We start from the raw sequence: 12,185 nt of genomic DNA on the forward strand, positions 1-12,185 counted from the left end.
CTGGATTATTTTCTGGGACGTGAAAACTTTGGCGGGGATTTTCTTCTGTGGTTCCTCTTCCGGTTCGATCCTTGAGTTGCGGGGGTAGACTGGCGCGATGAAGAAGTGCGCGATCAGGGCCGGCTTGCTGGCGGCGGCGGTGGCTGGGGTTTGGGGCTGGACTTGTGGCAGGGTGTGGGCGCAGGGATTTGGTCCAGACTCTGATTCCTTGTCGGGTGGAACGACGGGAAAGCGGCCGATGACGTTTGCGGACCTGCAGCGGATGAAGCGGGTGAGTGATCCGCAGGTTTCGCCGAGCGGCAGGTGGGTGATGTTTTCGGCGATGGATGTCGATCTTGAGAAGAATACGAAGGTGAATCATCTTTGGGTGGTGCCGATGGCGGCTGTGCCTGCGGACGGCCAAGGAAAAGCAGATTCCTCCGCTGCGCTGCGGAATGACAACCTGAAAAATGGGAGTGAGCGGCAGGCAGATTCCTCCGCTGCGCTGCGGAATGAGAACAAGAAAGGCGGGCCCGATGGTCCGGTGAAAAGCCGCGCTGAGCGGCAGTTGACGTTCTGGAAGGAGGGCGAGTCGGGGGGAAGGTTTTCGCCGGATGGGAAGCAGGTCGCGTTTGTTGCGACTGATAGCGCGACGGGACTTTCGCAGATCTTTCTGGCGGCGTGGGATGATGCGGCGGGGACGCTGGGGACGCCGAAGCGACTGACCGGTGTGAGCACGGAGGCGGATGGCGCGGTTTGGTCGCCGAACTCGCAGAGGATCCTGTTTGTGTCTCGGGTGTATCCGGAGTGCAGTGACGAAGCCTCGTGGATGGATGAGGATCTTTGCAATAAAAAGAAAGATGATGGTGCGGCAGCAAATCCAGTGAAGGCGCAGGTCTTCGAGCACTTGATGTATCGACACTGGAATAGTTATTTGGGGCCGAAGCGGAGTCACGTGCTGGTGGTGTCGGCGGCCGATGGAAATGCTGTTCGGGATCTGACTCCGCGAGGGGATATTGGAGATGCGGAGGCTCCGACGTTCACGCTGGGCGGTCCGGTTGGGTATGCGTGGGCTCCTGGTTCGGAAGAGATTGCTTATGTAACCAATGTTGATCTTGTTCCGGCTGCGAGCACCAATAACGATGTGTTTACGCTGCTGCTGGATGATGCGGGTGCGAGGCCGCGCAAGGTTTCGGCTTCTATGGGGAGCGACGATGCGCCGGCTTATTCGCCCGATGGAAAGTATCTCGCGTTTCGTTCGCAGGCGAGGGCGGCGTATGAGAGCGACCGGTTTCGGCTGATGTTGTTCGATCGTCTCGCCGGAACGACGAAGGAGTTGTTGCCGAAGCTGGATCGCTGGGTGGATGAGTTTGTGTGGAACCCGGTGAATCCGGAGATCTGTTTTACGAGTGCAGATCACGGGGAGGAGCGCATCTTTTGTACTTATCCGAATCTGGGCGACTCGCTCTTCGCGCTGCCGGGAAAAGGGGAGTATGGAGAGCTGCAGTTTGCAGCGTTGAAAGATGTTGGCTATGAGCTGGTGGCGACCAAGATGACGGTGGAGTCGCCGGCTGCGGTGGTGGCGCTGTTTCGGGGAGACGTAAAGGCGTCTGCGGATAGAGATATTCCGAGTGTCTCCAATCAAATTGCGACGACCGAGGTTCGGCTGACGCATTTGAACGATGACCTGGAGCAGCATCTTGACTTGCCGAAGATGACCAGCTTTACGTTCAGCGGTGCGGAGGGTGCGCCGGTGCAGGGTTTCATGATTCCGCCGCCGAAGTTCGATGCGGCGAAGAAGTATCCGCTGAAGTTTTTGATTCATGGTGGTCCGCAGGGGGCGTGGGGCGATGCGTGGAGTTATCGCTGGAACGCGGAGTTGATGGCGGCGAGCGGGTACGTGGTGGTGATGGTGAATCCGCGCGGGTCGACGGGGTATGGGCAGGCGTTTGTCGATGGTGTGAACGGCGACTGGGGCGGAAAGCCTTATGTCGATCTGATGAAGGGTCTGGACTTTGCGGAGTCGAAGTTTGCGTTTATCGATAAGACGCGGGAGTGTGCGCTGGGTGCGAGCTACGGCGGATTTATGGCGAACTGGATTCTGACGCACACGGATCGGTTTGCCTGCATTGTGACGCATGATGGGATGTTCAATCCGGAGAGCGCGTACGGTACGACGGAGGAGTTGTGGTTCAACGAGTGGGAGTTTCGGAGGCCGGGCGAGGTGGCGCCGGGACAGCCGTGGCGGTATGCGGCGGGGCCGGTGGCGAACGATCCTTTCAGGCGGTGGTCGCCGATGCTTGCGATTCAGAGTGCGAAGACGCCGACGCTGGTGGTCCATTCGCAGCGAGATTATCGGCTGGATGTGTCGGAGGGGTTTCAACTGTTTACGGCGCTGCAGCGGCTGAATGTGCCGAGTAAGATGCTTTATTTTCCGGATGAGGGGCATTGGGTATTGAAGCCGCAGAACTCGAAGCTCTGGTATGAGACGGTGGGGGATTGGTGCGACAAGTGGACGAAGACGAATCTGTATGCCGCGGTTGCGCCGTCTACGACAACGCCTGCTTCGAAGGCGGGGACGAAGGTGAAGGGGGCGGCGCATCCGGCTGCTCCGGTGGCCGCGTCTCCGGCTGCTGCAACTGCTTCGCCGGTGGGTGTACCTGCTGGGCCGAGCGTGGAGGATTCCTCGCAACGGGCTGGGGGCTCTGAGGACTTTACGGTTGCGATCGGTGCTCCGCAGGATGAGGTGAAGGTGGGATCGGATGCGAGGGTGACGATTGCGCTGAGAAATGTTTCGGACCATCAGGTTGCGTTTGCGCATCGACCGGGCGCGAACAATGCAGAGTTTTCTTACAGGATCGAGGTAAAAGATGCGGCGGGGCGTGCGGTGGGGTTGACCGCGTATGGGCGTGAGGCGTTGCAGCATCAGGAGGAGGAGAGCCGTACCGTGGAGTTTGTGCAGCCGGGGAAGGCCGCGGTGCAGACGGCGCATCTGGAGAAGCTGGTGAATATAAACAGGCCGGGACGATACACCGTGCAGGTGTTTCGGAAGGATGCAAAGAGTGGCGCGGTGGTGCGGTCGAATGAGTTGACGCTGAATGTGGTGCCCTGATGACGTCGGGTGGAGGAGAAAGCAAAATACGGGGGTCTCTCCACTGCGCGGTTCACGATGAGACTGTGAACGCTTCGGTCGAGATGACAATATTTCCTGCGGGGCGGCGAAGAACAAAGGCGCAAAAATCGCCGAGGGAAAAGCCGTTGGGTGAAAATAGGTTCGAGGGATTGTGATGGCGTTTGCGCGGCCGAAGAAGCGGGAGCCGGTGGGTGAGGCTGGGTTGTTCGAGTATGCGGTGGGAACATTGGCGCGACGGATGCGGACGGTGCGGGATCTGCGGCGGTTGATGAAGACTCGCGCGGAGGAGGGTGAGGCGGGGGAGCGCGCGATGGATGCGGTGATCGTGCGGTTGAAGGAGTTGAACTATTTGAGCGATACGCGGTTTGCCGAGGACTACACTCGGGTGCGGAAGGAGCATGAGAAGTTTGGGAAGAGACGGGTGCAGCAGGATTTGATGATGAAGGGTGTGGAGAAGGAGTTGGTGGCCTCGACGTTGGAGTCGGCGTATGAGGATGTGGATGAGGTGGGGCTGGCGCGACAGTATATTGCGCGGAAGCGGATGAAGAAGCCTGGTGGGGAGAGTGCTCAGAAGGAGACGGTGCGGACGATGAACCGGCTGATGCGGGCGGGGTTTTCTTCGAATGCGATCTTTAAGGTGCTGAAGGCGTGGGAGCTTCCGGAGGAGGCTTTGGCGGGTGTGGAGGAGGGTGGGGTGGATTCGGACTCGTATGCGGAGTTGGAGGAGCGGGCGGGGGACTCGGATAGTTATGCGAAGCAGAATGAAGAGGAGTGATTTTGTCCTGCCGGACGGGCCCACTGCGCGTGGGGCGGGCGTTCGCACGCCTTTTTACTGCTTCGCGTGGTGCTCCCGTTGGTCGCGAAGGAAGCTGATTCCGACCAACGGGAGGCTCTATGGTGTTCGTCCTACCAAGACCGGTATACCCGTCACGAAGTGACCGCGCTCCGCGTAGGAGGCCCGTCCGGCGGGACATCTCTTTAGAGTCAGTAGTCGCCGCGGAAGCTGTGGATGAGACGGCGGTCGCGTTTGCTGGGGCGCTTAGAAGGGGCAGCGTAGGCGATGGGGCCGAGGAGTTTGCGCTCTTCGGCGGCTTTGCGGCGAGCCTCTTTGCTGGCTTCGGTCTCGCGGTAGAGGGTTTGAGCTACGGCTGCGGAGCCGCGCTGCTGGCTTAGGGCGAGGACTTCTACTTCGAACTCGCCGGCTTCGTTTTTGATTCGGAGCATGTCGCCGAGGCGGACCTCGCGGGAGGGCTTGGCGGAGAGGTTGTTTGAGGAGATGCGGTTCATGTCGCAGGCTTTGGAGGCCTGCTCGCGGGTCTTGAAGAAGCGGGCGGCCCAGAGCCACTTGTCGATGCGGGTGCCGGTCATGGATCTATTTTCTTCTACTTCCGTTTCTTCTACTTCTGCGATGAGGTGCTAGATGGCGCGGAGCATGCGGACGGGGAGATAGAAGAGGGCGGCGATGAGTTCGAAGGTGCCGCCGACTACGATGCCTACGAGGCGGAAGGGCAGGAGGATCAGCCAGATCAGGGGGTAGAGCAGGAGGGCTGCCAGGGCGAGCGGCCAGCAGACGACCATGAGGATCAAAAAGAGCAGAAGGTTGAGCATCGGTGTTTCTCTCCTGAGGAGATTAACGGTGAGGGTGGGGGAAAAGTTCCGTTGGGTGGATGATAGGGGGATGGCGGAGAGTGGGTTGCAGCGGGTGGTGGGGGTGGACTGGTCGGGCGACAAGGGGCCGGGGCAACGGAGGAAGATCTGGGCGGGGGTTTGGACGGCTTCCTCTAAGGGCGGCAAAGTAACGCTGGAGAGTGGGCGGACGAGGGAGGAGTTGATGGCTTGGTTGGTGGAGATGAGCCGCGAGACGCCGCGGATGGTGGTGGGGTTTGATTTTTCGTTTAGTTATCCGGCGTGGTTTTTACGGGAGCTGGGGATTGGGTCGGCGCCGGAGTTCTGGGAGTTGGTGGCGGGCGGGCGCGGGGAGGAGTGGCTGCATCGGGACTGTGAGGATGTGCGGTTTTGGGGGAGGGTGGGGCCGATGCGGCATGGAAAGAAGCCGGCGGAGTTCAGTGGGGAGCATGCGCACAGGATGTTGCGGAGGGCAGAGACGGTGTTGAAGGTGAGGGCGGAGATGACGGATCCGCTGCAGGTGGCGAAGATTGCGGGGATTGCGCCGAAGTCGGTGTTTCAGATTGGCGGGGCGGGGGCGGTGGGGACGGCTTCGCTGCGGGGGATGCCGGGGTTGCTGGTTTTGCGGGCGGCGGGGTTTCGGATATGGCCGTATGATGAGCCGGATGTGAAGCGGGCGCCGTTGGTGGTGGAGATCTATACGCGGCTGATGACGGGGGCGGTGACGAAGAGCTCGGAGGTGGCGCGGACGGCTTATCTTGCGAAGAAGCGGAGGGAGAGTGCGCTGTATGCTGGGCTGTCGCGAGGAGTGGTGGCGAAGGCGCGGGCTTCAGAGGATGCGTTCGATGCGCTGGTGAGTGCGATGGTGATGGTGGAGCATCGCGGGGAGTTTGCGGGGTTGAGGAAGACGGAGGATGAGGTGTTTCGGATGGAGGGGCAGACGTGGGTGCCGGGGTTGGCTCCGCTACACTGAACGAGCCGGAGAGCTAAATGAAAGCAAATCTGCTGACGCTTGCTGTCGTTATCTTTACGCTTGGTCTTCTTCTGACCCATGCGCACGATGTGGTTTGGAGCACGGCGAAGGTGATTGGCGCGGTGATTATCGGGGTATCTTTTCCGTTGTTTGTGCTGGCTCGGTGGCAACTGGGCAGTTCGTTTTCGATCAAGGCGAAGGCTGGACGGCTGGTAACGACGGGGCTGTACTCGCGGATTCGCAATCCGATTTATCTTTTTGGAGGATTGTTCACGGTGGGACTGTCGCTTTTCGTATCGGTCTGGGGTCCTCTGGTGGTGGCGTTGGTGATTGTGCCGTTACAGGTCGTGAGGTCGCGGAGAGAAGAGCAGGTTTTGGCTGGGGCGTTTGGGGAAGAGTATGCGCGGTACAAGAGCAGGACGTGGTTTTGAGGTGCGGGCTCGCTGGTAGACTTTAAGGTCTATGATCAATCGTTCGGGCAGCCAGATTCGGGAAGATTTTTTGCGGTTTTTTGAGGGCAAGGTGTCCGAAGCGACCGGACAGGGGCACAGGCGGGTGCACTCTTCTTCGCTGGTGCCGGTGAACGATCCTACGCTGCTGTTTACCAATGCGGGGATGAATCAGTTCAAGGATGTTTTTCTTGGGAACGAGAAGCGGGATTACACGCGGGCGGTGAGCTCGCAGAAGTGTGTGCGGGCAGGTGGTAAGCATAACGATCTTGAGAACGTTGGGTTTACGCGGCGGCACCATACTTTCTTCGAGATGCTGGGGAATTTTTCGTTCGGGGACTACTTCAAGAAGGATGCGATTGCTTATGCGTGGGAGCTGCTGACTTCGAATCACGATCATTGCTTTGGGATCGATCCTTCGCGCCTTTACGTGACGATCTTTGAGGGGGATGCGAAGGTTCCGCGGGATGATGAGGCGGAGAGGTTCTGGATCGAGATTGGCGTGCCGAAGGAGAGGATCTTTGGGATGCGGGCCAAGGATAACTTCTGGCAGATGGGGGATACGGGGCCTTGTGGGCCTTGTAGTGAGATCTTCTACGACCTGGGAGTTGAGGCTGCGGAGGAGGCGGGAGTTGATAAGCCGTTTCCGTTGGATGAGCAGCGGTATGTCGAGGTCTGGAATCTGGTGTTCATGCAGTTTGATCGGAGCAGCGATGGGACGCTGACGCCGTTGCCGAAGCCTTCGATCGATACGGGCATGGGGTTGGAGCGGGTTGCGGCGGTGCTGCAGGGTGTGCTGTCGAACTTTGAGACGGATCTGTTTACTCCGCTGATCAAGCGCGCGGAGAAGTTGACTGGGCATAAGGTTGAGCCAGAGCACGAGGTGGATGAGAGGTCGCGGGCGAGTCTGCGGATTATTGCGGACCATGCTCGGGCGGCTACGTTTTTGATCTCGGATGGGGTGCATCCTGCGAATGATGGTCGTGGGTATGTGCTGCGGAAGATTCTGCGGCGTGGGATTCGGCATGGACGGCTGCTGGGGCAGGAGAAGCCGTTTATGTACCAGATGGTGTTTGCGGTTCGGGATGAGATGCAGGTGGCCTATCCGGAGTTGAGGGAGTCGGCTGAGCGGGTGAGTAAGGTGGTGCTGGCGGAGGAGGAGCAGTTTGCTAGGGTCATGGAGGCTGGATCTGCCCGCTTACAGACCCTCTTCGATGCGCAGCGTTCAGCATGGTCCGATCCAATCCGATTTCAGATTTCTAAGTTCGTAGAAGAAGCCAGAGTTGCCCGTCCCAATACGACTTTGGTTGCTACTGAAATACTCGATGAGTCTGTTAGCAAGCAGAGCTGGTCACCATTCTTTGCAGCGATAGATCAAGCTTCGATTTCCCAAGATAGCAAGATGTCTTACAAGACTTCTTCCAAGTCGTGGAGCTTTGGGCCATCGGTTCCAGGCGATCAGCTATTTCGTTTGTACGAGACTTACGGTCTACCACTGGACTTTATGGTCGATGCGGCGCGGGATGCAGTCATTCAATTCGATATGGCTGGATTCGACGCGGCGAAGGAAGAGGAGCAGCAGCGGGCGCGTGCGAGTTGGAAGGGTGGGTCGCAGAAGTCGGCGGCGCCGGTTTATCGGGAGTTGCCGAAGACGGAGTTTGAAGGGTACTCGACGCTGCGGGTGGATGGGGCGAAGGTGCTGGCGCTTGTGAAGGATGGCGTTGGTGTGCCGGAGTTGAAGGGCGGCGAGACGGGTGAGGTGGTGCTCGATACTACGAGTTTCTATGCGGACTCGGGTGGGCAGGTTGGGGATGTGGGGTGGCTGTATTCGGGAGACCACAACCTGGTGGTGGCTGAGGTGAGTGGCGCGACCAAGCCGGTGCAGGGGGTGTTTGCGCATAAGGTGAGGGCGAATCAGACGATTGCGGTGGGCGATACGGTGGACACGGTGGTCGATGCAGCGACGCGGGCGGCGACGACGCGGAATCATACGGGGACGCATCTGTTGCATGCGGCGTTGCGCGAGGTGCTGGGCAAGCATGTGAAGCAGGCGGGGTCGTTGAACGATGCGACGCGGCTGCGGTTTGATTTTTCGCACTTCACGGGTGTGGCCGAGGAGGAGCTGCGCGAGGTTGAGGAGATTGTGAACCGGCAGGTGATGGCGAACTCGAAGGTGGAGACGCTGGTGGATGTGCCGATCGATGTGGCGGTGAATGAGCTTGGCGCAATGGCGCTGTTCGGGGAGAAGTATGGCGAGAAGGTGCGGGTGGTGACAATCGGTGGGCCCGGCGGCTTTTCGACGGAGCTTTGTGGCGGGATTCATACCCGGGCTACGGGGGAGATTGGGCTGATCAAGATTGTGGGGGAGGGGTCGGTGTCTTCGGGGGTGCGGAGGGTGGAGGCGGTGAGTGGGACGGGGGCGTTGCATGAGTTCCGGAGGGATTTTGAGGTGGCTCGTGTGGTGGGGGCTTTTGTGGGTTCGGGGGCGGGGAGTTCGTCTGAGGGGGTGACGCCGGCGGAGGCTCTGCGTGCGCGGATTGCGGCGCAGGAGGAGGAGATGAAGAAGCTAAGGCGGGAGCTGGATGCGGTGCGGATGAAGTCGGCTTCGGCTTCTCTATCTGACGCTGGCGCGTCTGCTGTGGAGGTGAAGGGTGTGAAGGTGCTGGCGCAGAGGGTGGATGGTGTGGAGAAGGCGCAGATGCGGGAGCTGGTGGATTCGCTGCGTATCAAGTTGGGGAGTGGTGTGGTGGTGCTGGGGGCTGCGGTGGAGGGGAAGGTTTCGCTGATTGTGGGGGTGACGAAGGATCTTACAGCGCGGGTGCAGGCTGGGAAGGTTGTTGGACTGCTGGCGGCGCAGGTTGGGGGAAAGGGTGGGGGAAGGCCTGATCTGGCGGAGGCTGGCGGGAGCGATGTGGGTTCGCTGGATGCTGCGTTGAAGGGTGCGGTTGAGGTGGTTGGCGGGTTGCTGGGTTAGAATGCCAGTGCTTTTCTGGTTGTTCGAGCAAAATGCGGGGGTCTCTCCACTGCGCAGCGAACGGTGAGACTGTTCGCTGCTTCGGTCGAGATGACGAAGTTTTTCGATAGCCGGCGAGGGGCGTGAAGCGTCGGAGGTGGTTGGCGGTTTGCTGGGTTAAGTGCTGGGTGTCCTACCAGACGGGCCCACTACGCGTGGGGCGGTCACTTCGTGACTTGTATACCCCTTCGGTTGGCGCTCCCGTTGGTCGCGAGGGAAGATGATTCCGACCAACGGGAGGACCACGCGAAGCTTTAAAAAGGCGTGTGAACGCCCTAGTGGTCGCGGAAGATTTGTATCAGGAGCCAGAGGTTTAATCCGGCGATGAGGAAGGCTACGGCGTAGCTTAGGAGCCTGGTTCGCGCGTGATTGACGAAGGGGCCCATCTTCGCCGGGTTGCTGGTGAAGGCTACCAGAGGGAAGACGGCAAAGCTCAACTGCATGCTTAGGATGACCTGGCTTAGGAGTAGCAGTTTAGAAGTGCCGCGCTCGCCGTAGAAGTAGGTGACGATGATGGTGGGGATGATGGCGAGAGAGCGGGTGATGAGCCGGCGCAGCCAGGGGGCGAGGCGAATGTGGAGGAAGCCCTCCATGACGATCTGGCCGGCTAGGGTTCCGGTGATGGTGGAGTTTTGACCGGAGGCGAGCAGGGCGAGGGCGAACATGGTGCTGGCTCCGGCGAAGCCCAGCATGGGGGTGAGGAGCTTGTAGGCGTCGTTGATCTCGGCGACCTCGTAGTGGCCTGCGCGATGAAAGACGGCTGCGGCGAGGATGAGGATTGCGGCGTTGACGAAGAGGGCGAGCATGAGGGCGGTTGCGGAGTCGATGTTGGCGAAGCGGATGGCTTCGCGTTTGCCCTGCTCGGTGCGCGGGTAGTTTCGCGTCTGGACGATGGAGGAGTGGAGATAGAGGTTGTGCGGCATGACGGTGGCGCCGAGGATGCTGATGGCGATGTAGAGCATCTCAGGGTCGGTAATGATGGCCTTGGAGGGGATGACGAGGTTGCGGGCGATGGGGAGCCAGTCGGGGTGCGAGAGCAGGACTTCGACGCCGAAGAGAGCGGCGATGGTGCCGATGAGGGTGATGACGAGGGCTTCGAGATAGCGGAAGCCGCGGTTTTGGAGGAGCAGGATGAGCAGGACGTCGGTGCCGGTGATGAGGACGCCGAGCATAAGGGGAATGTGGAAGAGGAGTTGGAGGGCGATGGCGGAGCCGATGACTTCGGCGAGGTCGCAGGCGCCGATGGCGATCTCGGCGAAGAGCCAGAGAAGGATGTTGGTGGGGCGGCTGTAGGTTTCGCGGCAGGACTGGGCTAGGTCGCGTTCGGTGGCGATGCCGAGCTTGAGAGCGAGGCTTTGGAGGAGGATCGCCATCAGGTTGGAGAGCATGATGACGAAGAGGAGGGTGTATCCGTATTTGGACCCGCCGGCGAGGTCGGTTGCCCAGTTTCCAGGGTCCATGTAGCCGACGGAGATCAGGAAGCCGGGGCCGAGAAAGCCGAAGAGGCGTCGCCAGAAGCCGGGAGACTGCGTGAGGCGTACCGAAGAGAATGCCTCCGGCAGGGACGGGCGCAGTTCGCGATTGAGTTCCTGGAGGGTTGGCATAGGCGGCATTGGTACGTGCAGTCTTAAATGCAGTATGCCACATTTAGTTAACCGAGGTTATGTTTTTTTACGTCGCCTTGGTTCATCTGTTTCTCTGGATGCCGGATTGGGCCGTACCCAGACCCTGATGGCGGCGGATTGGCCGAGGGTCACGGAGCCGTTGGGGGTTTTGATCTGCATGGTGTTGTCGTAGTTGCGTCTCTGGACGCGGACGGCGACCTTGGGTCCTATTCCGAGCTCGTGAAGAAACTCGAGCAGGCCGGAGTCTCGTTCGTAGAGACTTGCGACGACGTAGTCGGTGTTCTCGGTTGCTTCGGAGAGAGCGACGAGGCCTCGGCGTTTGATCTGCGCGGGGGTCTCTGGGAGAACCTTGTTGCCGTGGGGGCAGTCGCCGGCTTCGCCGAGTTTTTCGATGAGCTTGGCTTCGAATGCGGGGGAGATGGCGTGTTCGAGGCGCTCGGCCTCGGTGTGGATCTGATGCCACTCCATGCCGAACATCTCGGAAAGCATGCGTTCGACGAGATGATGACGGAGAGCGGTGCGGTGGGCGGCCTCTCGTCCTTTAGTGGTGAGTTTGAGGGCCCCTTCGCGGCCAGCCTCGATGTAGCCGTCCTCGCGCAGGCGCTTTACGGCCTTGGTCACGGCGGGAGCGGAGACCTCCAGCCACTGGGCCAGCAAGGCTGCAATGACAGTGTGGCCCTCGCTTTCGGCTTCAATGATCGCCTTGAGGTAATCTTCCTTCGAGACTGTGATTTCCTGCGACATGATTGCAAGTTAACCATGGTAAAGCGGATTTGTCATCGGTCGAGATGATCTTTTGGGGGGAAGAACGGCAAACGGCTGGGTGTTGGGTTGGAAGGTTCGAACGGTATGGGTAGGTGGAAGGTGTCGGGATCCTTCACTGCGTTCAGGATGACGACAAAAACAAACTGCGGATCCTTCCCCATTCGACTTCGCTCAGGGTCAAGATGAACGACAAGAACGAACTAAGGATCCGTCCCATTCGACTTCGCTCAGGGGCAGGATGACGACTTCAAATAATCGCCTTTCCCTTCGTGGAAATGACAGATCTTTGGTCGCCTTATAGCTCGACACTGCCTGATTCTCAGGGGGGTGTACTGGCTATTTCGATGCTTCCTCGTCTTCGAGAAGCTGTCTTGCCTCTTCGAGATTGAGGAGGTTGCCGTCTACGACGATTTCATAGACGCCCGCGTCTTTCGGTACGGAGAAGACGCTCTCAACGGTGTGTCCGCGTTTGCGAATAGCTTCGACGAGAAGATCGATGTCTACCATGCGTGTGAGTTTACCCCAGGATGGCTTGCTGGGATCATCGTTGAATAGAGGCTCGTTGAATAGAGGCTTGATGCGGGATGAGCGCAATGGGTTGGGGGTATCGGGGGGAGTACCG

Annotated in this window: 11 protein-coding genes; 5 read left to right on the forward strand and 6 right to left on the reverse strand. The window is 59.6% G+C overall.

From position 1 onward, the window contains the following. Positions 1-97: 97 nt before the first annotated feature. A complete protein-coding gene (locus tag RBB81_RS07370) occupies positions 98-3,091 on the forward strand; it encodes a S9 family peptidase (protein ID WP_353073229.1) in 2,994 nt (997 codons plus the stop codon). Between the two features lie 175 nt (positions 3,092-3,266). Beyond that, positions 3,267-3,887 (forward strand): regulatory protein RecX, encoded by a 621-nt coding sequence (locus tag RBB81_RS07375; RefSeq protein ID WP_353073230.1) that lies wholly within the window; start codon positions 3,267-3,269, stop codon positions 3,885-3,887. 209 nt (positions 3,888-4,096) lie between these two features. Here the strand turns inward: RBB81_RS07375 and RBB81_RS07380 are convergent, their stop codons facing one another. Together RBB81_RS07380 and RBB81_RS07385 are read right to left on the reverse strand one after the other, a co-directional pair. After that, positions 4,097-4,480: an RNA-binding S4 domain-containing protein gene (locus RBB81_RS07380; RefSeq protein ID WP_179581346.1), complete on the reverse strand. Its 384-nt coding sequence runs from the start codon at positions 4,478-4,480 to the stop codon at positions 4,097-4,099. A 48-nt stretch (positions 4,481-4,528) separates the two neighbouring features. Further along, positions 4,529-4,720, reverse strand: coding sequence for a hypothetical protein (locus RBB81_RS07385; RefSeq protein WP_179581347.1), 192 nt, complete (start codon positions 4,718-4,720; stop codon positions 4,529-4,531). A 28-nt stretch (positions 4,721-4,748) separates the two neighbouring features. Between RBB81_RS07385 and RBB81_RS07390 the strand changes: the two genes are divergently transcribed. The 3 genes from RBB81_RS07390 to alaS are packed head-to-tail and all read left to right on the forward strand — an operon-like array spanning position 4,749 to position 9,134. Further along, positions 4,749-5,711, forward strand: a complete 963-nt coding sequence (locus tag RBB81_RS07390; protein ID WP_353073231.1) for a hypothetical protein — start codon at positions 4,749-4,751, stop codon at positions 5,709-5,711. Positions 5,712-5,728: 17 nt separating this feature from the next. Continuing rightward, positions 5,729-6,142, forward strand: a complete 414-nt coding sequence (locus RBB81_RS07395; RefSeq protein WP_353073232.1) for a methyltransferase family protein — start codon at positions 5,729-5,731, stop codon at positions 6,140-6,142. 31 nt (positions 6,143-6,173) lie between these two features. Next, a complete protein-coding gene (gene alaS / locus RBB81_RS07400; RefSeq protein ID WP_353073233.1) occupies positions 6,174-9,134 on the forward strand; it encodes an alanine--tRNA ligase in 2,961 nt (986 codons plus the stop codon). Between the two features lie 314 nt (positions 9,135-9,448). On the opposite strand, the gene RBB81_RS07405 is transcribed toward alaS, so the two are convergent. The 4 genes from RBB81_RS07405 to RBB81_RS07420 form a co-directional block, all read right to left on the reverse strand. Next, positions 9,449-10,777, reverse strand: a complete 1,329-nt coding sequence (locus tag RBB81_RS07405) for an Nramp family divalent metal transporter (protein WP_353073234.1) — start codon at positions 10,775-10,777, stop codon at positions 9,449-9,451. A 57-nt stretch (positions 10,778-10,834) separates the two neighbouring features. Further along, on the reverse strand, positions 10,835-11,542 hold the full coding sequence (locus RBB81_RS07410; RefSeq protein ID WP_179581350.1) for a metal-dependent transcriptional regulator: 708 nt from the start codon (positions 11,540-11,542) through the stop codon (positions 10,835-10,837). 32 nt (positions 11,543-11,574) lie between these two features. Continuing rightward, positions 11,575-11,724 carry a hypothetical protein gene (locus RBB81_RS07415; protein ID WP_179581351.1) on the reverse strand — a complete coding sequence of 50 codons (150 nt, stop codon included), beginning with the start codon at positions 11,722-11,724 and terminating at the stop codon, positions 11,575-11,577. Positions 11,725-11,899: 175 nt separating this feature from the next. Further along, positions 11,900-12,157, reverse strand: a complete 258-nt coding sequence (locus RBB81_RS07420; RefSeq protein WP_183790118.1) for a hypothetical protein — start codon at positions 12,155-12,157, stop codon at positions 11,900-11,902. Positions 12,158-12,185 lie beyond the last annotated feature (28 nt).

Source organism: Tunturibacter gelidoferens (assembly GCF_040358255.1).
In the GTDB taxonomy this organism is placed as follows: Bacteria; Acidobacteriota; Terriglobia; order Terriglobales; family Acidobacteriaceae; genus Edaphobacter; species Edaphobacter gelidiferens.

Bases quoted from the DNA above. Each gene is read 5' to 3' on its own strand.
- RBB81_RS07370 (WP_353073229.1), top strand. From the start codon at position 98: ATGAAGAAGTGCGCGATCAGGGCCGGCTTGCTGGCGGCGGCGGTGGCT.
- RBB81_RS07375 (WP_353073230.1), top strand. From the start codon at position 3,267: ATGGCGTTTGCGCGGCCGAAGAAGCGGGAGCCGGTGGGTGAGGCTGGG.
- RBB81_RS07380 (WP_179581346.1), bottom strand. From the start codon at position 4,480: ATGACCGGCACCCGCATCGACAAGTGGCTCTGGGCCGCCCGCTTCTTC.
- RBB81_RS07385 (WP_179581347.1), bottom strand. From the start codon at position 4,720: ATGCTCAACCTTCTGCTCTTTTTGATCCTCATGGTCGTCTGCTGGCCG.
- RBB81_RS07395 (WP_353073232.1), top strand. From the start codon at position 5,729: ATGAAAGCAAATCTGCTGACGCTTGCTGTCGTTATCTTTACGCTTGGT.
- alaS (WP_353073233.1), top strand. From the start codon at position 6,174: ATGATCAATCGTTCGGGCAGCCAGATTCGGGAAGATTTTTTGCGGTTT.
- RBB81_RS07405 (WP_353073234.1), bottom strand. From the start codon at position 10,777: ATGCCAACCCTCCAGGAACTCAATCGCGAACTGCGCCCGTCCCTGCCG.
- RBB81_RS07410 (WP_179581350.1), bottom strand. From the start codon at position 11,542: ATGTCGCAGGAAATCACAGTCTCGAAGGAAGATTACCTCAAGGCGATC.
- RBB81_RS07415 (WP_179581351.1), bottom strand. From the start codon at position 11,724: ATGGGGAAGGATCCGCAGTTTGTTTTTGTCGTCATCCTGAACGCAGTG.